This window comes from Acinetobacter sp. YH12151 (genome assembly GCF_013418355.1).
Lineage (GTDB): Bacteria > Pseudomonadota > Gammaproteobacteria > Pseudomonadales > Moraxellaceae > Acinetobacter > Acinetobacter pseudolwoffii.
The window spans coordinates 1-22,479 of record NZ_VPCG01000042.1 but is presented as its reverse complement, the minus strand read 5'-3'; the positions used below and the strand labels follow the sequence as shown (position 1 = coordinate 22,479).

Genomic DNA, 22,479 nt, shown 5'->3' with positions numbered 1-22,479 from the left:
TAAAGCACGTAGTCTTCATGGATTTCTGAGTGGAATTTACGCCTCACTATGTGCATATCAATTAACCCATCGAAATAAGCCAACAATTCAAATTAAGGAATCATCGGCTTAAGCAGGATTCGGGTTAATTAAAATTTGCTTTTGATGTTTTTAAAGCATGTCGATATTGGGCAATATTTGTTTTTGAGCAAAAGTTTCCATTAAAAAGATCGGATTGACAGTCGGATGCTTTTTGAACCGACCCATTCGTTTGCGCATAGATTGCGGTAGTTGAAATCAGAAAATAGGCTTATAAATATTTTATTGAACATTGTTGTCATCGTTTTAGTTGTTTTAAGAATAAGAAAAGACGCTATCAATAGTTGTGAATTGATAGCGAAATTGTACGGGATTATAGGATTTTTAACTGCTGCGACCCAATCCAGTGCTTGGAAAACTGATACGCGGCACGTCCCGAACGTTGACCGCGTGCCTGACACCAGCGCAAGGCTTCGGCTCGGGTTTCCGGGGTCAATTCCATCTCAGCCTTTTTAAGATAATGCTCTACAATTTCCAGATATAAATTCTGATCCATTGGATAAAAAGACAGCCATAAGCCGAAACGGTCAGATAGCGAAATCTTCTCTTCAATTGCTTCCTGAGGATGTAGCTCAGTATATTGCGGAACATCGACCCGGGTGACAGGCGTATTTTCATGCATAAATTCTGGCAGTAAATGGCGGCGGTTACTGGTCGCATAAATCACAAAATTACTCGAACCCGATTGCAATGAACCATCTAATACACTTTTTAAACTGCGATAATTTTCATCTTCTGCATTAAAGGCCAGATCATCACAATAGACAATAAACTTTTCAGGACGGTCTGCAATCAGTTTTTGAATTTCCGGAAGTTCTGACAAGTCATCGCGTTCAATCTCAATCAGGCGTAAACCTTGCGCTGCGTATTCGGTCAGCAGGGCACGAACGATAGAGGATTTACCGGTGCCACGCGAACCAGTCAGCAAGACATCATTGGCAGGCAAGCCATTTAAGAACTGCAAAGTATTCTGGATGACTTTTTCTTTTTGTCGCTCAATCCCTTTTAAATCGGCCAGTTCCATCTGTCTAAGCTGATGAATGGGCTTGAGTTCACCCTGTTGCCATTTATAGGCATGTGCAGAAAAATCAGGAGCATGTTTCAGCTCGGGCAGGCTTTGCTGAAGTTGCAGCAGAACAGTCGAAAGGGTATTCAAGATATTGTCAGGTAACTCAATTTTCGCCATGATCTCAGCATTACAGATTTAAAATTATGTCTAGGATACTATCACCCTAAAATTCACAGTCAAAGCCTGAAAAGTGTGATAATTTGCTTAAAGCAGAGAATTTTCGCTATTGTTGTTATGAACAGATCGGTGCATATTTTCTACGCAGTGCAAGATGAATGAAAAATACAATATAGGGAAGAAGGCAGATGCTGTTTAAAGATTTTACTCAGGACATTAATCCACATCAGGCCTATCGTATTAAAAAACTCAAGCAGCAGCTGCAACAAGCTGAGTCCTATGAGGAATGGAAATATATTGCGCTAAAAATAGATGAAGAATCCGGGGCGCAAGAATGGAAATTCGACAATAGTTCTCCCTATTTTGATGCAGAAGTTATTGCGCATCGTTTGGGTAAATTAAGACGCTATAGACAACAGAAACGTACCCACGACCTGATGTATATTCTGCGCGAAGGTCTAAGTTACGATATCGCCAATATTGCCCATCCTTTATTGTTCACCGAAGCCTATGTCGGCACCAAAAGAATTATTGAAGATTATGTGGAGCAGGTTAGTCAGGGGCTGGCACATATCGCTTCAACAGACTGTAGCTGCTTAAATATGGAAGAAAAAATTGAATTTTTTAAAGGCTGTCAGCGTGCTTATGGTCAGCCAGCCTTGATGTTTTCCGGTGGCTCGACCTTGGGTCTGTTTCATACCGGTGTTTGTAAGGCCCTGATAGAGCAGGATTTATTGCCAAAGGTCATGTCGGGTTCAAGTGCAGGTGCCATCATGACGGCAATGCTGGGTGTATCCAAACCCTCGCAGTATGTCGATCTCTTGAAGGGACATAATTTCTTTCATGAGGCGTTTCATTTCCGAACCATGAGTGAATTGCTGAAAGGCAATGGAGGTCTGGCAGATGTCAAATATCTGAAAAAATTTCTGGTCGAAAATTTAGGCGATCTGACCTTTGAAGAAGCACTCAAAACCTCAGGTCTGCATATCAATATTGCTGTTGCCCCTTATGATTCAGCACAGGATGCCCGTATTTTAAATGCCTATACTTCTCCGGATGTGCTGGTCTGGAGTGCGGTCTTGGCCTCTTGTGCAGTCCCTATTCTGTTTCCGCCAGTACGTTTGACCAGTAAGCGTTATGATGGTGAATATACCCCTTATATGGGAGCAACACGTTGGGTCGATGGCAGTGTACGCAGTGATTTCCCGCAGGAAAAAATGGCCCGGTTATACAATATCAATTACACCATTGCCAGCCAGGTCAATCCGCATATCGTGCCATTTATGCAAGATGATGTTGCACGTTTCCGCAAAGGTACCTTAAGCTGGCCACAACGGATTGTACGCCGTCAGGGTGCGGTGATTACCAAAGGAATGATGGATTTTGCCCGGGAACATGCCGGAAGCTTGCCACCTGTACGCCGTATACTCGATCACGGCTATGGGGTGGTCGATCAGCGTTATTATGGCGATGTGAATATTGTCGGTAAATATAGCCTGCGCCACTATAGCTATATGCTGCAAAATCCACGGCCCTATCTCTTTAAAATCTTGCAGCGCGAAGGCGAACGGGCCACTTGGCCAAAAATTTCCTTAATTGAGACTCAGGAACGGGTGGGGAAAACTATTCAGCATTGTCTGGAGCTGCTAAATTATCAATATACTGCTGATCCAAAGCCTGAATATATTGCAACCACTTAATTTAGATCATCTTGATACTTTCGATTTTCAACCAAGAACCAAAACCCGCAGTCTGAGTTTTGGCCGACGCCTGTATTATGCTGCGGGTCAGCCCGCATTCTGGCTAAAAACTCAAGTGTCGACTAAATCTGACAGCTCAATATCATCTCCGCATGCAAAGCTGGGCTTGCAGCAGGAGCTGAATTTTTATCAAACGCATAGCCGTTCGAGTGATCTGAACTTTTTCCTTCCGCATCAAATCATTCAACAGCCATTCACCATTCAACATGAACAATTTGAGCAGGCTTTGATTCTGGTCGATGCACCAGCACATTTTCAGATCATGCCAGATCAACTTTCTGTAACGCAGATTCGACAACATTTGCTGCAAGCGGTAGAACCTTTAATCTGCCTGCAACAGCTGGGTTATTTGCATGCGGATTTAAAGCGGGAGCATTTTGTTGATGATCAGGGTAGGGTATGTCTACTTGATTTTGAACACGTCCAGCCTCTGGATCAGCTTGAAGTTCATAAGCTTAATGCGACACCACGTTATATGGCACCGGAATTATTCCAAGGAAAAGCCAAAAGCTTGCAGAGCGAAGTTTATGCTTTGGGCGTGATTTTTTATGAATGGCTGAGTGGACAGCGCTTGCAGGCAACTGACTATCTGGATTGGGCGTTTTTACATTGTCAGCGCCTAAAAGTTGAGTTGCCTGAACAAATTCAGATTTTTGAAAAGTTGTTAGCGCTGATGCTAGGCAAGCAAAAACAGCATCGGTTGGCAGATTTTAAAGCGGTTAAATACTACTTAGTGACTGAAATCGAATGAGAAAAATACAATAAAATCGGGATTGTTTCTTATTTAATCAAACGAGTGTTTTTTTCTTATAAACGGCTTGTCAGCTGGAAATGATCTCTATAATATACACAGCCATTGGGGACGTGGCGAAATTGGTAGACGCACTGGATTTAGGTTCCAGCGCCGCGAGGTGTGAGAGTTCGAGTCTCTCCGTCCCCACCAATTTACTTAAGCAATTGAGTAAACTGGCCGAGTAGAGGATTGGTGTAATGGTAGCATGACGGTCTCCAAAACCGTTCGTCAAGGTTCGAGTCCTTGATCCTCTGCCAAAGTTTGAAAAATCCAACGCTAAGTTGGTACCCTGATGGGGACGTGGCGAAATTGGTAGACGCACTGGATTTAGGTTCCAGCGCCGCGAGGTGTGAGAGTTCGAGTCTCTCCGTCCCCACCATCATATTAAAGCAAGGCTGATGCCTTGCTTTTTTATTGCCTGAAATTTATACCAGCTTTTTTAAGCTGTAAAATTTTGCTGTCTTTTACGCATAGGTTTAGTCTGTTAAAGAACGTTAGAAAACGGGTCAATGCTCAGGAAAGGGCAGAACTTCAGGAAACTTTGTTTTATTAGATGCAATAATTGATATTATCCAAGTCAGCTAAAGTCTAAATTTGAATATGTGATTCTCCTGTGGTGCGTATTGATTTGATCTGTCTCGATGAAACTAGGCGACAACAGTGCAAATAGGTCAGTATTTACGCAATACTGAATTAATTGCTTAAATTTTGATATAAAAGTATTTTCCTGCTACAGAATTGCTTGTGAATCGGGTCTGATCGCTATAATATACACAGCCATGGGGATATGGCGGAATTGGTAGACGCACTGTGTTCAGGTCGCAGCGCCTTCTGGGCGTGAGAGTTCGAGTCTCTCTATCCCCACCATTATATTGAAGCAAGGCTGATGCCTTGCTTTTTTATTGCCTGAAATTTTATACAGCAATTTTCATTGATCTTATTCTTAAATCTTTATTTTGCTTGATAGAACGTGTGTGACGGAAGTTATATAAAAAGCATGGTTGCCTTATTTTGAATGCTGAGGCCATACAATATAAGGCTTGATCTGTAGTTTGTTCTTTATACATTTTGGTTTTTATGACACAAAATAAAGCTGAGACCTTTTAAAATACTGAATTTGTGGTTTCGTCTTCAAAGAGTCAAATTGTCTTGATAAATTTTATCAAAAGTAAAAAAATATAATTAACTGTTTAATTTCTAGCGGAATAGAATGTGATTGCTTGTAAAATCGCTTGTCAATGACGGTCTATCTCTATAATATACACAGCCATTGGGGACGTGGCGAAATTGGTAGACGCACTGGATTTAGGTTCCAGCGCCGCGAGGTGTGAGAGTTCGAGTCTCTCCGTCCCCACCAATTTACTTAAGCAATTGAGTAAACTGGCCGAGTAGAGGATTGGTGTAATGGTAGCATGACGGTCTCCAAAACCGTTCGTCAAGGTTCGAGTCCTTGATCCTCTGCCAAAGTTTGAAAAATCCAACGCTAAGTTGGTACCCTGATGGGGACGTGGCGAAATTGGTAGACGCACTGGATTTAGGTTCCAGCGCCGCGAGGTGTGAGAGTTCGAGTCTCTCCGTCCCCACCATCATATTAAAGCAAGGCTGATGCCTTGCTTTTTTATTGCCTGAAATTTATTTAATCAAGATAAAAAGAAAAGCCCATCGAAACGGGCTAAAGATTGGAGAATAGAGTTGCTGAATCAGTGGAATAATTTATTTATTTTTTTGATTGAAAATAACCTGCATCAGGCTTTTAAATGATCTTCAAATTCCTCACCCAGCTGGATCGCGAGTGCATTGCCGGCCAGATCACAGGTGACCAGACCGTATTCTTTTTTGAAACTGAAACTGAAACCACGATCATCAGCCAGGGTGCGAACGGAATATCCTAATTTTTCTAACCATAGTCGAAATGCAATCAGATTTTTAGCTTTAACCACTTTTTTCACGAGATCACTCCTTCATCATTGTTCTATCTTAAATAAGGGTGAGAAATTTTGTTTTAAAGGGCAAATTCCCATATTTAATTAATTTAATCTAATTTGAATGTTTAGTGAACATCGTATGCTCGCTAAAGAAGCAGTTTATGACTTAAGTAAATGATTTTTATAATATTGAATAGGTTGTAACTAAATATTAAGTTTTTATAGCATGTAAATAAACTTAATTATACTTTAATTTCAAAGGCTTATTTTGCTATTGATCTAAATTTGAACTTTATCAACGCCATAAAATGTAAGAATAAGGGAATGCCGAAGCATCGGCATATTAAGCTTGCATTGATTATTTAATCGGATCATTAGCAGCTGCTGGTTTTCTGAGCTATCGTTTGAGATGCATGCCCTATACTATCAAAAATGTAATTCTTGAATTAAATACGATTGCCATGACTGAACTGACGATTGAACACAATGTGAATCAGAAAATTGAATGGATGCAGCAACAGGGCTTAGATCCGGTTGCTGTGATGCTGGGACATGAGGACTGGTTGAATTTTACAGTGCAATCGAAAGTAGCCTATACGCCGTTTGGTAGTGCACGTCGTTATCAACCGGCCTTAGCTGGTTTGCTGCTGGTACGTGTTGACGAAATGCAGGCAGTGCGTGTCGTCACTCAAGACGAACTGGATGCTTATGCGCAAAGTCACCAGATTCTTTAACATGGATCTTTAACTCTAGAACTGATCTTTCAGGGTTCTCAAGCGCTGAAACTCTTCCACACTATCCGCACGCAGGAAAGGATTGGTTTGTAATTCATCTTCAATGCTACTTGGCAGCGTGCACTGGCCTAACATACGCAAGCGTTCGATATGCTCGAAGCGTTCCAGAATTGCCTGATTGTCCGGTTCGACGTGTTTGGCAAACTGGGCATTCGACAGGGTATATTCATGCGTGCAATAGACCTGCGTACGCGGCGGTAAGGCTGCCAGACGTGACAGTGAATGATACATCTGTGAATAAGTACCTTCAAAAACCCGGCCACAGCCCATGGCAAATAAAGTATCGCCACAGAACAGCACATCAATCGCATCAATGAAGTAAACGATATGGCCTAATGTATGGCCTGGTACTGCGATCACTTGAACATCTGCCCCATGAAAGCTGAACTGTTCTTCATGCTCAAGTGGATGCGTGATAAACGGAATTTTACTGAGTTCTGCACGCGGGCCATAAACAGGCAGATTTTGTCCCTGAATTAAGCCGGGCACACCGCCAATATGGTCTTTATGCCAGTGCGTTAACCAGATTTGACTTAAGATTAAACCGTGTTCGGCACAATAATCTTGCACCAATCCTGCTTCGGTCGGGTCAATGACTACGACCTGATGAGAAGCCGTATGTTCCAGCAACCAGATATAATTTTGCAGCGAGTTCTGGACATCAATACAGTGAATTTTAAAAGGCATCATAGCGCATCAGACCAAATGAAGATTGAGAATAAAGTAGCATAATTTCAGATGCTCTGGGCTTGCAGATATTATCTGCTCATCCGGGATAATTTTTGTTTATGTCCCATTTAAAAAATCATAAGTCCGAATCATCAACGCTTACCGCCTTGCCAATGCTATAAAATTGTACACCAGTCACATGATGAGTACTTTTCCATTCTTCACTCACTACATGATAATGCCAGTGACTGTCGCGGAAGACTGATCATCGGCATAGGCCGCAATCAGCTTGCCAATAAACAGATCATGCATTTGCTGGTTATGCGGCCCGGGAATCAGCTCGCAGAGTATTTATGCAGCACAGCCTTGCCCAGAGAAATATCAAAACCAGAGAATTTAAATAACCTTAGGCCAGATGGTGCCAATTTTTCAGGTACATCATGCAGGCTCAGCCTACCTAGCCGATAGGATTTTTCTAGGAGAATACTTTGAAGATGGGGGTTGGTCATACCGCATCATTCACTATATTGGTGTATTTAAGTGGCTAGATTAGTTAGATTATTAGCATATTCAAGTTCACTCTTGCAAAAAGCTTTTAAACTAGAGATTGTGATATTGAGGACTTCAGAAAATGAAAATGTACCAGGTCGATGCGTTTACCACGGAACTGTTTAAAGGAAATCCAGCTGCGGTGATTGTGCTGGAGGACTGGCTCGAAGATGAACTGATGCAAAATATCGCCTTGGAAAATAATCTGTCTGAAACAGCTTTTGTGAAAATAATTGATGCAGAAAATTATGCTATTCGCTGGTTTACCCCGACCAAGGAGGTGGATTTTTGTGGTCATGCAACCTTGGCCAGCAGCTTTGTATTATTCAATCAATTTGGTACGGCAAAAACGATCCAGTTTCATGTGAAAGATCTGGGGATCTTTGTGGTTGATCAGGATACAGATGGCAAGATCAGAATGAACTTTCCAATTCGCCGCGCAGTAGCCGTCACAGAATATCCTGAAGCCTTAAGACAGGCATTGAGCAAACCGTTTAAGCAGGTTTATCTGAATGCACAAGGTTATATTGTCGAATATGAGTCAGTACAGGATGTGCTAGATGAATCACCTGATTTTGAATTATTAAAACAATTAAATGGCAAGCGTACCGCGATTACTGCTCAGAATAGCTTTTTAGATGTCGCGATTACCTCGCAAGATACACAATATGATTGTATTTCACGTTATTTTGCACCGAGTAACGGAATCAATGAAGACCCGGTCACAGGGTCTATTCACACCGGAATTGCGCCGCTTTGGGCAGACAAACTGGGTAAAAATGAACTGGTCGCTTATCAGGCATCAGCGCGCGGTGGTGTACTTTATTGTGCTTTGCAAGATCAGGAACGAATTGAAATTTCGGGTTATGGCAAATTATATATGCAGGCTGAACTTTATCTTTAATCTCTGATTACATAGATATGCATGTCGTCAGGCAAGGCGGCATGTTATTTTAATGATTCAATTTAGAAAAGACTATTCAGAATAAGAATCATTCTCTAAAATGAGCGCGAATAAAAATTTACATTTAAAATCTGGATGAATAATGTTGGTACGTTATAAGAATTTAAGCTTGGCGATTTTGTTGTCGGGTTGTAGTGCGCTGAGTTTTGCACAACCTGTTTTGGTGAAAACTGAACAGAATGTGGAGGAATATCGTCTTGATAATGGTTTACGAATTATCCTGGCACCGAATGATAAAGAAAATAAAATTTTTATGAATACGGTGTATTTGACCGGTTCACTGAATGATCCTAAAGGAAAAGGTGGTCTGGCGCATCTGCTGGAACACTTGGCTTTTAAAGGCACTAAAAATGTCAAAGGTGATGAATTTCAGCGTCGGCTCGATCAATATACCTTAATGACCAATGCCAGTACCGATTATTATTCAACCAAATATACCAATGTCATTCGTCCTGAAAAAACGGCGCTCAGTGAAGTGATTTTTCTTGAAGCCGAGCGTATGGATCAGCTGGTTCTTCAGGAAAAATATGTACCGACCGAAATTGATATTGTAAAACGCGAACGCGAAATTCGTCTGGATCAGCCATTTTCAGTACTCATGGATCAGGTGTTTAAGTCGGCTTATGGCAATCAGTATTTGGGCCGTTTACCGATTGGTGATCTGAATGAGCTGCAATCCATCAATATGCAGGAATTGAACCAGTTTTACCGGAGCTGGTATGCACCGAATAATGCCTTTATGGTGATTTCAGGCAAGTTTGATAAGGCGGAAGTATTAAAGCAGATTGATAGCCATTTCAGTCCGATTCAATCGCGAAGTGTACCGGCGCAAGTGAAAGTTCCGGCTTTAAAACCTGAGCAGATTCAACAGCGTGAATTTACTGTGCAAAAGGGCAGTGATCTGGCCAAATTCAATATTTACCTGAATGGTCCGGATGAAAAGATCAAGACTGCTTTGGCTGTTTCGCCGACGCTCTATACCTTGCAACCGAGCGGGCATTTATATCAGAGCATGGTGGAAAGTGGAAAATCGACCATGGTGCAATCTAGCACCTGGTTAGATAAAGACTTTAATCTGGTGTTTATGGGCGCGATCTATGCACCCAATCATCAGCCAAAAACTGTGGAACAAAGTTTGATTCAAGGCGTAGAGCAAAGCCAGCCATTTACCGAGGCCGAATTAAACCGAGTTAAAAACCTGACCCGCAATCAGGCTGATAATATTAAAAATAGCGCGACTGCATTAGGTTCACGTTTAAGTGATTATGCCGTGGCTTATTCGGGTGACTGGAGCCAGTATTTTAAAGATCTGAATGCGATTGAAAACCTGAATGTGAGTCAGGTCAATCAGGTCTATAAAGGCTTTCTAAAACCTGAATATCGTATTTCTGGCAATATCCTGCCAACACCTGAAGATCAGAAAAAAGCGCAGGAAGTGACACAGACGGAAGCACCGAAAAAAACACTGGACCAACAGGCTGAGACAGAAGAGCCTTTAAAGGATGTCAGTGTTTATCAGGCGGAAGTGAAGCAGTATGTAGCGCAATCCAAGCAGTATTTATCTGCCAAGGACAAGCAGATTCAGCGTGGTAAGTTAAAAAATGGCATTAAATACGCGCTATTCCCAACCAATATTCGCGATGACAAGGTGTATGCCACAATTTCTCTGGATTTTGGGACTGCGCAAAGCCTGATGAATAAAGGCGAGATTCTGGATCTGACCGCGTATTTAATGCTGCGCTCATCGGAAAGCCAGAGCTTGCAGCAGATTGCTGACAAAATTATCGAAGTAGGCGGTTCAGCGACTGCCAGCCCATCGAGTAATGGCCTGAACATACAGATCAGTGCCAAAAAAGAGAAGTTTGCAGAGTTTTTCCAATATGTGGTTGATGTACTGAAAAAACCTGCATTTGAGCAAAGCCAGTTTGACTTGATCAAGGGTCAGACCTTATCCAGTCTGGATCGTCCTTATACCGAGCCAGATACGGTGTCGAGCCTGACTATGGCGCGAACCATTGAAGTGTATCAACCCGGTGACATTCGTTTCCATTTTGAACCTGAACTGGCCACCAGGCAGTTTAAAGCAGCCACTCGTGAGCAAGTGGTCGCTTTGTATCAGCAATTCTTTAAAACGCATCATGCACACATTGCAGTGACTGGGGAATTTCAGCCAAAATCTATACAGAAAATGCTGAAAAATAGTTTCGCGGACTGGAAAGCGGCACAGCCTTATGAACGCCTGAAATCAGAATATCGAAGCTATCCAGCCCAAAAAATTCATGCATTATCTGAACAACGTGAGTTCGGTAGTTATCAGGCATTGCTGACCTTCCCGGTGGGGGCAGACCATGCAGATGTACCTGCTTTACAAGTCTTCCGTCATATTCTGGGTGACTCTCAACTGTCTTCCCGTTTGGCTCAGGAATTACGTGAAAAAAATGCGCTGGTCTACGGTTTTAGTGCCCATGTTCAGTTTAATGAATGGGCCGATTCAGGTGCTTTGGCACTGGGTGCCAATTATACCGCAGGTAAATCTGTACAGGTTTCTCAAACGGTGCATCAGGTACTCAATGAGCTGTTAACACGTGGTGTAACTGAACAGGAAGTGGAAGCGGCCAAAGCCAGCATTTTGAAAAAACGTGTCAATGCACTGGAAGATGATCGCCGTATTCACAGTATGTTGGTTCCTCAACTGGAAAAAGATCGTAAGCTGATTTACCGTGAAAAACGTGATCAGGCGATTGCCCAACTGACGAAAGCCGACATTGATGCCGTGATTAAAAAATACATCAAGCTGGATCAGTTGGTCGAAGTGATGGCCGATCAATATGGAAAAGAAATCAAAAAATCATAGAATTGATCTACATTAAAAAAAGTCCTCTCTAATAGGGGGACTTTTTACTTCTCATTGTTATTAGAAGCTCTAATTTAAGTCGCTTTTCTGGTAAACAGGATTCCACCTAAAACGCCAGATAGCACAGCACTGGGTAAGCTCCACCAGAAAGTGGCAAAAAGAAACAGGAAAATCCCAACTGATACTAATATTGCTCCAACAGCGATATCTTTCTTAAAAGCGAAGTGAATAATATGTTGGTAATAATATGATGGGATTAAACTAGAAAAGATTGCTCAGCAAGTATAGAAAAGCCTATCTGATCGGGGACTCGCGATTATTTCCTCCCAGAGCATATGTATTTTCCTTCTTTCTTTAAAAATCCAGACGCTTCTTATAATTTATAAAATGCTTTGGCATTCTCATAAAAAACTGGCTTTAACGCGTTTTCATCATAGTCCTGCACAATATCGCTAAAAGCATCAATGATATTCACGAGTGAGCTGCTGACACTGTCCATTGGAAAGTTGGAGGCAAACATCAGGCGTTCAGAACCAAAGCAATCTAAAGCATGCTGAATCAGGGGAGCTGCACGTTCCAATAATTCCTGTTTATTGGCTAACCGTTTCTGCTGATGAAAATCATGACCTAGAACGGGCATAAACAGGCCAGACATTTTAGTCGATACATTTCTGCACTCGGACAGTTCAGCCAGTTGATCTTGCCAACTTGAAAATATCAGGGCGCGATCTTGTTCGGTCTTGCCTGTAGCTTTGCCCACCTTGCCAAATAAGCCGACAGGCGTACCGAGGTGATCTAGTGCGATGGGTGTTTTAGGAAAGGCTTTAGCCAGTGCAGTCACATCAGCAATCTGGCTCGAATAGACCCAGGCATCAAAACTTAAGTCTTGCTGGGCCAGTTCCTCAAAGCCCTTCAGGAAATCTTTGTTGCGATAGAGATGCGGCTCATCGGTCCAGGCATGAATGCCTTTGTCTGGATGTACCGCAGCCATTTTACGGATGCCGCGAAATTTTGGAGAAGCTTCGCGATGCAATTGAATCAATTGCTTAAAGTTTTTCTGCCGCGGATCCGCCGTAGCGACAATGCCACCGAGCTGGATATTATGCTGATCAAAAGAAAGTCCGGCCACAAAACGGGTTTCATCCACCACGCCTGTACCTTTCTGATCATGCCAGCTGGCTTCAACATGCACAATTTGTTCGACTTCATAATGCCCTAGATCTTTGTTGTAGTTCGCAGGCAGATAAGGGGCGGTCAGATGCTCGGTCAGGCCAATGGTCTCAATCACATCTTTAGGTTTGAGCAGCCGCACCATTTTGTCCAGTAATTTAGGATATTTGCCAAACAGTTTTACGGCAAATGCTGCCGCGTGTGGGGTGTTGTACGGATCCCATTGGTGAATATGTGGGTCAATGATCGGGAAGGGAAGTTGCTGCATGCTATGCCTTGTTTTAGTGTATTTATTATTCAATTTATATGGGGCTAAAATCAGTTCGAAGTCAAGATGATAAATTACAGCAAATAAAAAAGCCCCGAGGGGCTTTTCGTATTTTAATCAATGATCGTGCTTGTGATCATGGTTATGCTTGTTGGCATGAAACTCTTCATTGTGACGGAAACGCAAATAGTTTTCGAACTGTTCACAGTATTCATCATAGTTATCTTCCAGCATCATTTGGAATTGCTGCATAATATAAGACATCACCTGATCTTTGGCATCGCGCATTTCGTTGCCATCTTTAAAGTTATTCGCTGCCACCCAGGTATTGAAACGGGCAGTACCAAATAACATGGCTGCACTGACTTGACCGCGCTTATCACTCGGTTTTTCCTGCGAGCCTTTTTCTACGCGACAAAACTCGTTGGCTTGTTGAATAAATTCATCAGCACGTTCAAAGAATGCCGCATTTAACGCTTCTTCTTCGGTTACATCGGTTGCTTCAATCTTTTGAACCATGAATTTTTCCTGACCATCATAAAATCTTAATGGCTAATTATAGGCAAAGCCTTGCAGAAACTAAACCTTTGCCTTAATCTAAAAATAGCCTAAGCATATAAAAGTGAATGCCATGCAGGATGCGATTGCGGTACAAAGTCTGAAAAGTGATATTGCCTTATTGCGCCAGAATATCTGGCCACCGGCAAATCTGGCCAATGTCGAAGGTCTGCCGATTTATTATGGAACCAAATCGCAGGTCGAAGAATATTACACCCAGTGGCTTGGTCTGATTGAAAGGGCGCAGGATCTGTTCCAACCTTTCATGGACGATGAAACCCTAGATGCTATCCATCTTCCCAGTCATTTAAACTTGCCGCTGTTTTATTTTCATGTTGACCGAATCAGGCTAAATAAAACCCGGGCCAAAGAATCTAAAACTTTTCGTGGTGTGGCCAGCCTGATTGAAAAATGCGGGCAGTTTGAACCCGAACAGATCGCAGCCATGCGACACTGGCTCGACAGTGACGATACCGCGGCTTTGGTGGCACACCGCGAATTTGTAGACTTACGTACTTATGTGTTTCAGCATGGTCAAAGTGAATATACACGTACCCGTTTTTATGTGAATGGTATCGTGCTGAGTGTCGAGCCACATTTTGAGCTGATCGATGCCCGTGATAAACCACGTAAGCAACGCAGTGATAGTTATAATGACCCTCTGGCCGATAATAATACCTGGAAAGTGTTTGGTAAATATCGCTAGCCCGGTTTTACCAGAAGGGTTTGGTATTTTCAGCAAACTGCTGTAAACGCTCGGCTGCTTCACTCGACAAACGCTGCTGTTCCGCGCTTATCCAACCCAGCACAAACCAGGCTTTGCTATTTTGCTTGACATACGGTCTAAACAGTTCGTCTGCCACAAACAGGTCGTTATAATGCCCCAAGCTTTCCTGTAAGGGTTTTAGGGCTTTCAGATAAGTTTTCACATCCTTTTCAGGAAATAAACTCTGTAAAAATTCTACGTTATAGCGCAAGCGTTTCACCCGTTTACGGGTGCGATGCCGCGATTCAATATCCAGTTCCTGATAGTTTTCGGCATCCTGACAAATTTGCTGATGTAACTTGCTCAAACCTTTACACAAAATTTTATGCGAAGATTTGGCTTTGCTATGCGTTTTTTCCTGACTAAAGCTGAGTAGTTGCAGTATCAAGTCCACTGTAGCTGTTTGTCTGAACAGCGCGCTAATATCTGGCTGTTTTTGTCGGTGTGGTGGTAATTTTAATAAGGGTGAGCCGGCTTTTTCCAGTTGCGGAATCAGACTTTCTGCAAGGGCATCGCGATCTCGGGTAGAACCCAGTTGCTGAAAAATATCTCGCAGCTGTTCCGGCCATTCTGGCTGTACATGTTCAGTCACAGACTGAAAAATTTTAAAGGCACTGCGTAAGCGCCGGATCGCGACACGTGCCTGATGCACATGATCGTTGTTATAATGATCAGCGGCAATCGCAGTTGCATTCGGAAAAAGATGAGCCAGACAGTTGGCTACGATTTTCTTTAAAATAGTAGCAATCTGATCTTTCTGCTCAAGTTCTAATGGCAGCTGATGCTGCACAGGCAGACTTTCTTCACCCTGTAATAGGGCATAACCGCGTTCCGATTTACTCCGCGTATCCAGCCATAAATCATAACGTTGAATCCATGGCCGAATGAAATCAATCAATTCGCTCAATTGACCGGATTTTAGCTCAAATTCGACTTCATAAATATCAATGGCTTGATCCTTATGGCGAATTTCCCCTACATCAAAGGCAATCTCAATCTGGCTATTTTGATGTGTTTCGGTCAGTACATAACGCGCGATATCTGTTTCAAATTGCAGAATAAGCGGTATATCCAAATCACCAAGCGCCTGTTTCAGAATCTTTTTTGCCGGTTTGTGTTTGCGATATAACTGAAAATCACAGCTTTCAGGTGGGCTTTTTAATGTATGTTCAAGTTCAAAACGTTCAAATTGCTGCTCAGTAGGTGCTTTCAGGGTTTGAATCCATTGCTGGTCTTCTAGACGTTGTCGCAAGGCGATTTGATGTTGTTGGAGTTGTTGTGCTTCAGTATCGAAGTAGCGCGCACATAAACGATGCCGAGTCGGCTGAAGCTTCTGGAAGTCCTGTTCAAATTGTGCACGTGACGGTGACGGAATCTGGAATTTAAGCTCTATTTCTGCCATCGGGTCATTCCTTCTCGATGTAGGTTATACAGATCAATATAGCTCAAAGATTAGCCATGGTGTGATGTGCTTCTGCAACAAAAAAAGCACGCCGTAGAGGGAGCGTGCTTTAAAATATTCTTAAAGATATTTATTTGAGGAATTTACGGCTCACCAGGAACTGTTCTGTCGCCTCAAGCAGTTTCTGGGCATAGACTTCCTGTTTAGCAGTCAGCCAACCTAATACAAACCAGTCACTCGCTTCCAGTTCAGTTTGCTGAATATACACTGCCGAAGAAGCCAAGGTTTGATATTCACCGGCTGCAAGTTGTGCATCATTCAGTGCTTTGCTGTACTTCTGCAAGTTTTTGACGTCATAGATTGTGGTTAAGATCGGAAAGCTGAATTTGAGTTCCTGAATCCGGCTTGCCAATTGATCCAGACTTTCAAAATTGTTAATTTCAGTCTGGTTCATCTGTTCTTGCAGCACTTTATACTGTTGTTGCAGCGTGGTTTGTGCAGCAGTTTTTAAATCCAGAGCAGCATGTTCATCTTCAGTTAAACTAAAAGTCAATAACTCCAGATAATGATGCACATTTTGCGTTGATTTGACTAGATTGCCCAGTTTTTCCTGAGCATACAGAATATCTTTACTCAGATTTTCCGCAGTGGTCGGATTTTGCAGGAAGCTGGCCAAGCTGTTTTGCATATGCTGCAAATGTTGTAAATGCTCGAACTGCTGCTTAAAGGCAGCCATTTGATGTGCCCATTTGTCCGAAAGCTGCGGATGCCAGTCTTTAAACAGCAGCAAAGTGAGATATAGCTGATCCAGTGCCAGTTGAGCCTGCTGAATATGTTCCTGCTGTGCAACCTGAGCTGAAATCGCGGCGATATTTGGCAATAAATGTTGCATCTGCTGCGCAATCAGACTGCATAGGGTTTTACCAGCGCTGTCTTTTTTACTGATCTGGAACTCTTTGGCGAAGGTGGCCGGGCTCACGCGTTGTGAGGTGGCCAATAAATTACCGATTTCTGCCTTGCTACGTACATCGAGCCAGAGCTGATATTTCTTGACCCATTCAAAACTGAACGCCAATAAATTGTGTATCAACCCACTTTTTAGCTCAAACTCGACTTCATGTACCTCTTGTTCAGCATCTCGGGTACGGATCTGCCCAATATCCAGACTGACTTCGATTTGTGTGTCTTGGTATTCAATTACACGCAAGGTGCGGGCAATATCGGTTTCGAATTGCAGTTGTAGCTGATCAGACTGATTGCCGAGCGCATGGCTCAGAATCGCCTGTGCTTCTGAGGACTGGGTATAAATACTTAAATCCAGTTCAGGAGATTCAGTTAATTCCCCCAGATCATGATTATGTTCAAAGCGTTCAATATGGCTTTTACCGGCAGCTTTCAGGGTTTGCACCCAGCGTGTACCTTCCAGACGCTGACGTAGTGCTACCCCGTGCTGGGCCAGTTGACGGTCGGCAGTATCATAATATTTGGCTTGAAGCTGGATCTGTTGAGACTTTTTCGGATCAAGTGCCTTGAGCAGCGCAGTGCGTCGTGCCGCAGGAATCTGGAACTTGAGTTCAACTTCAACCATAATGATTTTCCTATCTGTTTAGTACACGCCAGCATGTACTGATATTTTTCGCTTTAATGAGATGCTGAAAATTCGGCGGGCAATCGCCGCAATTATATTTTTAGATGTATGCGTGGCAGATTGTAACCAAAATCAAAATGCATGTAAGACTTGACCTGCATATAAAAATATTGAACAGGAATTTAAATATTGGCTTTGAGCTGTTAATAGGGTTGCAAAGCGAGAGGAGTTGCGGCTTTGCTTGGAAAATATCTAAGAATATTCGAGCAAATCAAGAGACTGTTAATTGGCCAAAATATACGCTAAGGTAAAAGAAAACATCAGGACGATGAGAAATGAATGTACAAGTACAGCCAGAGAATACCCAGATGGTCGCGCATCAACCCCAGATGCCGATTGGCAATTATCATGAGTTTTACCACTTTTATTTGACCGAACACCGGCATATGGTCAGTCGCCGTTTACATGTTGCAGGTAGCAGTATCGGCCTATATTGTTTTACTCAAGCCATTCGTCAAGGCAAACCGCGATATTTTGCTTATGGTTTGCTTTCAGGCTATGCCTGTGCCTGGATTGGCCGTTTTATCTTTGAACGCAATAAACCGGCCAGTTTTAAACAGCCGGTGTATAGCTTTATTTCGGACTGGCGTATGTTTGCGGATGTCCTGCGTGGTCGTCTCAGTCTGCTTGATCGCAAATACGATAAGATTTCAAGTTAAAATCAGGTAACTTTCATCGGATTGTGTGGCTAGGGAACATGATCTTTCGATAAGAGACTTGCAAGTCGCCATTTATTATTCTATTAATTGTGTTATTGCTTATTCAGTTTGATGGAATTTGATCAAAAGTTATAGTTTACTGAATAAAACAGTTTTCCAAGCCTGGAGCGACCTTCTCCGGGCTTTTTTTATGTCTCTATTTTTTAAATAAATTTACTGACTTCGTTGCCATTATTGCGTAAATATTTATAGAACAAGTCATGCGGATCATACATAAAGAAAATGATCCTTTCTAGCTTTGAAACGTCTCCCCACAAACGTATTATTCAAAACTAGAAAGGATCGGGTGTCACCAACACAGGTATTTATTTTTCTGGTTATTTTCTGTGTCTAACGCTATTTAAGTCTCTTTGAGCTAATTGGGCCATCCCTGAAATTGGGTATTTTTTAATCTTTTTGAGTTTAATCTTAAAGAGGCTTAACAATATTGAAAATTTAAAGGTAAAAAAAACCGCTCTTAGAATTTTGCAACTTCTCCACCAAGTTATCTGCAAAATCCTAAAAGCGTTTGTCGGAGGGCGTAAGCATTAACACTTTATTATTTTTGTTATAAAGCGATTAAAACCCATATTTTATAGTCGGTATATCCCTGAAAATGGTGATATTTTAGATTTAACTGGAAAATTGCGCTAAAAAACTGCAAATCTGTTGCTACCCGGTCGCGGAAACAGCAGGACTGCGGCAATTAAACCGAGTTATGCCTATAATAGAGCCATCCTAGCAAGTGGCGAGCAAGATGCGCGGTTTATATTTAATTACCAATGATGATCCCGTAGAACTTTTATTGGCAAAACTGGAAGGCGCAATGGCCAATGGCGGCATTGCAGTATTGCAATATCGCCGTAAAAAAGTCGCCAAACAAGATCAAATTTACGAAATCGAGTATATGAAAGCCATGTGTGCTGAATATGGTGTGCTTTTTGTGATTAATGATGATCTTGAAATGGCCGTTAAATACGGGGTGGGTGTGCATTTGGGTCAGGATGACGGGTCTATTGTCGAGGCAGTTGCACGCTTGCCAAAAAATGTCTTGATTGGTCGTAGCTGTAATAACTCGCTTGAGCTGGCTGAACAGGCCATTGCCGATGGTGCAAACTATGTGGCATTTGGTGCCATCTATGCCACCGACAGTAAACCTGAAGCCGGTAATATTGGCTTGGAAACTTTAAAACTGGCCAAAGAGAAATTGAACGTGCCTTTATGTGCCATTGGCGGTTTAACGGTTGAAAATTCCAAAGAAGTCATTGAGTCAGGTGCGGATTATTGCGCCGTGATTAGTGATATATTGGGCTTGCCGATGAATGCCATTCCTGAACGTTTAGATGAATGGTCTGCGCTTTTTCAAGCTACAGCATAAAATTTTTTGATTGATTTAATTTTGAGTCGAGTGCCTTCATGAGCTTATCTCCAAAGCAAGAACAATTGTTCAAACAAGCCAATAAACATATTCCGGGTGGCGTCAACTCACCTGTACGCGCATTTAACGGCGTCGGTGGTACACCGGTCTTTATCGAAAAAGCCCAAGGCGCATATTTGTATGATGTAGACGGAAAACGTTATGTGGACTATGTCGGTTCATGGGGACCGATGATTCTGGGTCACGCCCATCCTGCAATTATTCAAGCCGTTCAACAGGCCGCAGTAGATGGTTTAAGCTTTGGTGCGCCAACAGTTCATGAAACCACGCTTGCCGATATTATTTGCGAGATCATGCCGTCGATTGAATTGGTACGTATGACCAACTCGGGCACGGAAGCCACCATGACAGCGATTCGTTTAGCGCGCGGTTATACCGGCCGTGACAAGATTGTAAAATTTGAAGGCTGTTATCACGGTCACTCAGACTCGCTTCTTGTAAAAGCAGGTTCGGGCTTGTTAACTAAAGGTGAGGGCGAAGCGACATCTGCGGGTGTGCCAGCTGATTTTGCCAAGCATACCATCACGCTTCCATACAATGACATTGCGACTTTAAAAGAATGCTTTGCCAAGTTTGGTGCTGAAATTGCCGGCGTGATTGTGGAGCCTGTGGCAGGCAACATGAATCTGGTGAAACCAATTGACGGTTTTCTGCAAGCGATTCGTGATGTTTGTGATGAGCATGGTTCAGTCTTTATCATCGACGAAGTGATGACCGGTTTCCGTGTTGGCTTAGGCGGTGCGCAGGCACATTATGGCGTAACTCCGGATTTAACCACATTGGGTAAAATTATTGGTGCAGGTCTGCCAGTCGGTGCCTTTGGCGGTAAACGTGAAGTGATGGAATGCATTGCGCCACTGGGTAAAGTGTATCAAGCAGGAACATTGTCGGGTAATCCATTGGCAATGCGTGCCGGGATTGAGATGTTTAAGCATCTTCGTGCTGAAGGTTTCTATGAAAACCTATCTGCGCAGTTGTCAAACCTTCTTGCAGGTTTACAAGCAGCAGCAGACGAGGCGGGCGTACCCTTTAAAACCCAACAGGTCGGTGGGATGTTTGGTCTGTACTTCACCGATCAGGAAGACATCACCAGCTTTGATTCGATGTTGAAATGTGATGTCGATGCTTTTCGTAAATTTTTCCATGGCATGTTGAATCGGGGGGTGAATTTAGCACCTTCTGCATTCGAAGCTGGCTTCTTCTCGGCTGCACACAGCGATGAAGATATTGAATTTACCATTCAGGCTGCGATCGAGACTTTTGCTGAGATGAACGCTTAAATTTTAATTTTGTTAAAATCCTCCCTCTTGCGAAGCGGTGCTTTTCACCTTTTCAAAGGAGGGAATTTTATCTGTACAAATAATAAATTTCCCCTCTTTTCCTTGTGCCATATCTGACTCAGGGTTAGGGGAGATTAAATGCTAAAATTAGGGATATTCATTCATGCAAACCAAACATTATTTGACTCTAAGTGATGCGGAATTTTTATTGGATCACGCCCATCAATATGCAATTCAGAACAGCTTCAATGTCAGTATTGTCGTAGTCGATGAAACGGGCAATTTTCTTGCGATGAAACGTATGGATGGTGCAGCACCGATGACTGCAAATCTGGCCATTGAAAAAGCCAGATGCTCGGCGATGAGTCGCCGTCCATCCAAGCTGTTTGAAGATATTATCAAAGGCGGGCAGATGGGCTTTCTGACTATGGAAAGTTTCTCGGGAATGCTGGAAGGTGGCGAACCGATTCTGTATCAAGGGCAACTGGTAGGTGCGATGGGTGTATCAGGTGTGAAATCATTTGAAGATGCAGAGATTGCGCAGGTGGCGATTAAGAAGTTTTTGGCGCAGCAGAGCTAGACATTATACGCTTGAGAATGTACTTATCTTCTCAAGTCTAAGTTAAAAATAACTATCGGATAAGATAGTGATGCTGTTGTTTAACCATTTCATTATATTCTGTCGAGTTATACAGCTCTAAACAGCTCATTAATATGGCTGGCCTTGCTTGGTTTTTATATACCTCAGTTTTTGCTTTCATAGATTGGTTTATATATTCTTTCAAATTTTTATACGCGGGTTCTTCATATGCACCCTGTTGGAAATACCCGCCCATCGCTAGAGCAGCCTCAGAACTGAGGGATTGATCCTGAGCCCTCGTCAGACAATAACTAAAGCCAAAATTTTTGATATTGAGCTCATCCGCATTTGATATGGATGGAATTAAGTCTTTTGCATAACATGCACTTATCACTAGACAACTAAAAAGTACAGCAATTATTTTCATTATCTTAAATTCCAAAATAGAATATCTGTGGTTCTTAGGCTCGGTGTATCATGAATAAAGTAGCAACTATCTCCACAATCATTTCCATTCCATAAAGTGACATGTCCAGAAGCATCTCCCCAGCCAGAGACTTTGAAAATAATAATTCCTTTTTTTTTCTTTTAATTGTAATGATAAATCCTGGTTATTTTGAGGCTTGAAGGAGAGATCTGCATTTCCTAGATTTTGTTCAACAAAGGTGATCATCTCGCGAACCCTAAGTAAATAAGGTTTATGATCAGCGCCTCTGACTTTATAACCTCTGGTTGACTGTTTAATTGGCATTCCGCCGTAGTTGAAAGATCTACTTAATCTTAAAGCACAAGCATTTGCGTATCCTGTAGGATTTTCTTGATATAAAGCCATAGCTTGACCTCCCACCATAGAATACACATCACTTGCTGACATTTTTACCGGATAATATTTCCATAATTCGGAAAATAAAGGTCTTTTTGCTTGTATGGTCGAAGACCGACCACCAGCCCTTGCAGTTATACTCACCATATTTAACCCGAATCGCGGATAAGAAATTGACTTGAAAAATAAGAGGACTAGAGCCATCAGTTGAGTTACCACACCAAACTCACAACTCTCGTCCTGATGTTCAATAGTACCGAATTATTCTGCGTAATT

General features: G+C 42.4%; 20 protein-coding genes, 7 tRNA genes and 2 pseudogenes. 18 read left to right on the top strand and 11 right to left on the bottom strand.

The genetic code is table 11. The annotated features are described in order from the left end of the window. Nucleotides 1-112: pseudogene (locus FTU82_RS13060) on the top strand (IS982 family transposase); the annotation flags it as partial. Nucleotides 113-391: 279 nt separating this feature from the next. Here FTU82_RS13060 and FTU82_RS13055 read toward each other — a convergent pair. Then, the gene (locus tag FTU82_RS13055) at nt 392-1,264 is read right to left on the bottom strand and encodes an ATP-binding protein (protein WP_159515900.1); all 873 of its coding nucleotides are present in this window, start codon (nt 1,262-1,264) and stop codon (nt 392-394) included. A gap of 188 nt (nt 1,265-1,452) precedes the next feature. Here FTU82_RS13055 and FTU82_RS13050 point away from each other — a divergent pair, with 188 nt between their 5' ends. The 9 genes from FTU82_RS13050 (at nt 1,453) to FTU82_RS13010 (ending at nt 5,403) form a co-directional block, all read left to right on the top strand. Next, nucleotides 1,453-2,964, top strand: coding sequence for a DUF3336 domain-containing protein (locus FTU82_RS13050; protein ID WP_074382960.1), 1,512 nt, complete (start codon nt 1,453-1,455; stop codon nt 2,962-2,964). Then, nucleotides 2,951-3,775 carry a protein kinase gene (locus FTU82_RS13045; protein ID WP_180101437.1) on the top strand — a complete coding sequence of 275 codons (825 nt, stop codon included), beginning with the start codon at nt 2,951-2,953 and terminating at the stop codon, nt 3,773-3,775. Before FTU82_RS13050 ends, FTU82_RS13045 begins: the two co-directional genes overlap by 14 nt. 107 nt (nt 3,776-3,882) lie before the next feature. Further along, nucleotides 3,883-3,967: transfer RNA gene (locus FTU82_RS13040), tRNA-Leu, on the top strand. Nucleotides 3,968-4,000: 33 nt separating this feature from the next. Next, nucleotides 4,001-4,074, top strand: a tRNA-Trp gene (locus FTU82_RS13035). Nucleotides 4,075-4,111: 37 nt separating this feature from the next. Beyond that, a tRNA-Leu gene (locus tag FTU82_RS13030) sits at nt 4,112-4,196 on the top strand. 402 nt (nt 4,197-4,598) lie between these two features. After that, a tRNA-Leu gene (locus tag FTU82_RS13025) sits at nt 4,599-4,684 on the top strand. 405 nt (nt 4,685-5,089) lie between these two features. Then, a tRNA-Leu gene (locus FTU82_RS13020) sits at nt 5,090-5,174 on the top strand. A 33-nt stretch (nt 5,175-5,207) separates the two neighbouring features. Then, a tRNA-Trp gene (locus tag FTU82_RS13015) sits at nt 5,208-5,281 on the top strand. 37 nt (nt 5,282-5,318) lie between these two features. Beyond that, nucleotides 5,319-5,403 (top strand) — tRNA-Leu (locus tag FTU82_RS13010). A gap of 159 nt (nt 5,404-5,562) precedes the next feature. Here the strand turns inward: FTU82_RS13010 and FTU82_RS13005 are convergent. Continuing rightward, nucleotides 5,563-5,766 carry a hypothetical protein gene (locus FTU82_RS13005; protein ID WP_005096596.1) on the bottom strand — a complete coding sequence of 68 codons (204 nt, stop codon included), beginning with the start codon at nt 5,764-5,766 and terminating at the stop codon, nt 5,563-5,565. A gap of 437 nt (nt 5,767-6,203) precedes the next feature. Here FTU82_RS13005 and FTU82_RS13000 point away from each other — a divergent pair, with 437 nt between their 5' ends. Continuing rightward, entirely contained in the window at nt 6,204-6,476 is a 273-nt protein-coding gene (locus FTU82_RS13000) for a hypothetical protein (protein ID WP_074383176.1), read from the top strand. Between the two features lie 15 nt (nt 6,477-6,491). Here the strand turns inward: FTU82_RS13000 and gloB are convergent, their stop codons facing one another. Then, nucleotides 6,492-7,226, bottom strand: coding sequence for a hydroxyacylglutathione hydrolase (gene gloB / locus FTU82_RS12995; protein ID WP_100329732.1), 735 nt, complete (start codon nt 7,224-7,226; stop codon nt 6,492-6,494). Nucleotides 7,227-7,341: 115 nt separating this feature from the next. Beyond that, nucleotides 7,342-7,684, bottom strand: a pseudogene (locus FTU82_RS16325) (flavin reductase); the annotation flags it as partial. 152 nt (nt 7,685-7,836) lie between these two features. On the opposite strand from FTU82_RS16325, the gene FTU82_RS12990 reads away from it, so the two are divergent. Together FTU82_RS12990 and FTU82_RS12985 are read left to right on the top strand one after the other, a co-directional pair. After that, complete coding sequence (locus tag FTU82_RS12990) at nt 7,837-8,658, top strand: PhzF family phenazine biosynthesis protein (RefSeq protein ID WP_005096600.1); 822 nt, start codon at nt 7,837-7,839, stop codon at nt 8,656-8,658. A 142-nt stretch (nt 8,659-8,800) separates the two neighbouring features. Then, a complete protein-coding gene (locus tag FTU82_RS12985) occupies nt 8,801-11,572 on the top strand; it encodes a pitrilysin family protein (RefSeq protein ID WP_180101435.1) in 2,772 nt (923 codons plus the stop codon). A 373-nt stretch (nt 11,573-11,945) separates the two neighbouring features. Here the strand turns inward: FTU82_RS12985 and FTU82_RS12980 are convergent, their stop codons facing one another. Beyond that, nucleotides 11,946-13,010, bottom strand: a complete 1,065-nt coding sequence (locus FTU82_RS12980) for an amidohydrolase (protein WP_180101433.1) — start codon at nt 13,008-13,010, stop codon at nt 11,946-11,948. 117 nt (nt 13,011-13,127) lie between these two features. Then, nucleotides 13,128-13,529 carry a DUF3144 domain-containing protein gene (locus FTU82_RS12975; protein WP_005096603.1) on the bottom strand — a complete coding sequence of 134 codons (402 nt, stop codon included), beginning with the start codon at nt 13,527-13,529 and terminating at the stop codon, nt 13,128-13,130. A 112-nt stretch (nt 13,530-13,641) separates the two neighbouring features. Between FTU82_RS12975 and FTU82_RS12970 the strand changes: the two genes are divergently transcribed. Beyond that, nucleotides 13,642-14,274 (top strand): hypothetical protein, encoded by a 633-nt coding sequence (locus tag FTU82_RS12970; protein WP_005096604.1) that lies wholly within the window; start codon nt 13,642-13,644, stop codon nt 14,272-14,274. A 7-nt stretch (nt 14,275-14,281) separates the two neighbouring features. Here FTU82_RS12970 and FTU82_RS12965 read toward each other — a convergent pair whose 3' ends face one another. Together FTU82_RS12965 and FTU82_RS12960 are read right to left on the bottom strand one after the other, a co-directional pair. Beyond that, nucleotides 14,282-15,736: a CYTH and CHAD domain-containing protein gene (locus tag FTU82_RS12965; RefSeq protein ID WP_180101431.1), complete on the bottom strand. Its 1,455-nt coding sequence runs from the start codon at nt 15,734-15,736 to the stop codon at nt 14,282-14,284. 130 nt (nt 15,737-15,866) lie between these two features. After that, nucleotides 15,867-17,324 carry a CYTH domain-containing protein gene (locus FTU82_RS12960; protein WP_180077351.1) on the bottom strand — a complete coding sequence of 486 codons (1,458 nt, stop codon included), beginning with the start codon at nt 17,322-17,324 and terminating at the stop codon, nt 15,867-15,869. Between the two features lie 335 nt (nt 17,325-17,659). Here FTU82_RS12960 and FTU82_RS12955 point away from each other — a divergent pair, with 335 nt between their 5' ends. From FTU82_RS12955 to FTU82_RS12940, 4 genes are all read left to right on the top strand, one after another. Next, nucleotides 17,660-18,043 (top strand): DUF962 domain-containing protein, encoded by a 384-nt coding sequence (locus tag FTU82_RS12955; protein ID WP_180101429.1) that lies wholly within the window; start codon nt 17,660-17,662, stop codon nt 18,041-18,043. Between the two features lie 796 nt (nt 18,044-18,839). Next, on the top strand, nt 18,840-19,460 hold the full coding sequence (gene thiE / locus FTU82_RS12950) for a thiamine phosphate synthase (RefSeq protein WP_005171511.1): 621 nt from the start codon (nt 18,840-18,842) through the stop codon (nt 19,458-19,460). Nucleotides 19,461-19,498: 38 nt separating this feature from the next. Beyond that, the gene (hemL, locus tag FTU82_RS12945; RefSeq protein ID WP_005171508.1) at nt 19,499-20,800 is read left to right on the top strand and encodes a glutamate-1-semialdehyde 2,1-aminomutase; all 1,302 of its coding nucleotides are present in this window, start codon (nt 19,499-19,501) and stop codon (nt 20,798-20,800) included. Between the two features lie 163 nt (nt 20,801-20,963). Further along, a complete protein-coding gene (locus FTU82_RS12940; protein WP_180101427.1) occupies nt 20,964-21,380 on the top strand; it encodes a heme-binding protein in 417 nt (138 codons plus the stop codon). A gap of 52 nt (nt 21,381-21,432) precedes the next feature. On the opposite strand, the gene FTU82_RS12935 is transcribed toward FTU82_RS12940, so the two are convergent. Genes FTU82_RS12935 through FTU82_RS16440 form a run of 3 tightly spaced genes read right to left on the bottom strand, consistent with a single transcriptional unit; the run spans nt 21,433 to nt 22,422 of the window. Further along, nucleotides 21,433-21,807, bottom strand: coding sequence for a hypothetical protein (locus tag FTU82_RS12935; RefSeq protein WP_005171505.1), 375 nt, complete (start codon nt 21,805-21,807; stop codon nt 21,433-21,435). Further along, nucleotides 21,807-21,947, bottom strand: a complete 141-nt coding sequence (locus FTU82_RS16240; RefSeq protein WP_373685570.1) for a T6SS effector amidase Tae4 family protein — start codon at nt 21,945-21,947, stop codon at nt 21,807-21,809. The genes FTU82_RS12935 and FTU82_RS16240 overlap by 1 nt, the downstream gene beginning before the upstream one ends. Beyond that, nucleotides 21,886-22,422 (bottom strand): T6SS effector amidase Tae4 family protein, encoded by a 537-nt coding sequence (locus FTU82_RS16440; RefSeq protein ID WP_373685569.1) that lies wholly within the window; start codon nt 22,420-22,422, stop codon nt 21,886-21,888. Before FTU82_RS16440 ends, FTU82_RS16240 begins: the two co-directional genes overlap by 62 nt. Nucleotides 22,423-22,479: the final 57 nt, after the last annotated feature.

Coding starts and splice junctions, on each gene's coding strand:
- FTU82_RS13055 (WP_159515900.1), bottom strand. CDS start 1,264: ATGGCGAAAATTGAGTTACCTGACAATATCTTGAATACCCTTTCGACT.
- FTU82_RS13050 (WP_074382960.1), top strand. CDS start 1,453: ATGCTGTTTAAAGATTTTACTCAGGACATTAATCCACATCAGGCCTAT.
- FTU82_RS13000 (WP_074383176.1), top strand. CDS start 6,204: ATGACTGAACTGACGATTGAACACAATGTGAATCAGAAAATTGAATGG.
- gloB (WP_100329732.1), bottom strand. CDS start 7,226: ATGATGCCTTTTAAAATTCACTGTATTGATGTCCAGAACTCGCTGCAA.
- FTU82_RS12990 (WP_005096600.1), top strand. CDS start 7,837: ATGAAAATGTACCAGGTCGATGCGTTTACCACGGAACTGTTTAAAGGA.
- FTU82_RS12985 (WP_180101435.1), top strand. CDS start 8,801: ATGTTGGTACGTTATAAGAATTTAAGCTTGGCGATTTTGTTGTCGGGT.
- FTU82_RS12980 (WP_180101433.1), bottom strand. CDS start 13,010: ATGCAGCAACTTCCCTTCCCGATCATTGACCCACATATTCACCAATGG.
- FTU82_RS12975 (WP_005096603.1), bottom strand. CDS start 13,529: ATGGTTCAAAAGATTGAAGCAACCGATGTAACCGAAGAAGAAGCGTTA.
- FTU82_RS12970 (WP_005096604.1), top strand. CDS start 13,642: ATGCAGGATGCGATTGCGGTACAAAGTCTGAAAAGTGATATTGCCTTA.
- FTU82_RS12965 (WP_180101431.1), bottom strand. CDS start 15,736: ATGGCAGAAATAGAGCTTAAATTCCAGATTCCGTCACCGTCACGTGCA.
- FTU82_RS12960 (WP_180077351.1), bottom strand. CDS start 17,324: ATGGTTGAAGTTGAACTCAAGTTCCAGATTCCTGCGGCACGACGCACT.
- FTU82_RS12955 (WP_180101429.1), top strand. CDS start 17,660: ATGAATGTACAAGTACAGCCAGAGAATACCCAGATGGTCGCGCATCAA.
- thiE (WP_005171511.1), top strand. CDS start 18,840: ATGCGCGGTTTATATTTAATTACCAATGATGATCCCGTAGAACTTTTA.
- hemL (WP_005171508.1), top strand. CDS start 19,499: ATGAGCTTATCTCCAAAGCAAGAACAATTGTTCAAACAAGCCAATAAA.
- FTU82_RS12940 (WP_180101427.1), top strand. CDS start 20,964: ATGCAAACCAAACATTATTTGACTCTAAGTGATGCGGAATTTTTATTG.
- FTU82_RS12935 (WP_005171505.1), bottom strand. CDS start 21,807: ATGAAAATAATTGCTGTACTTTTTAGTTGTCTAGTGATAAGTGCATGT.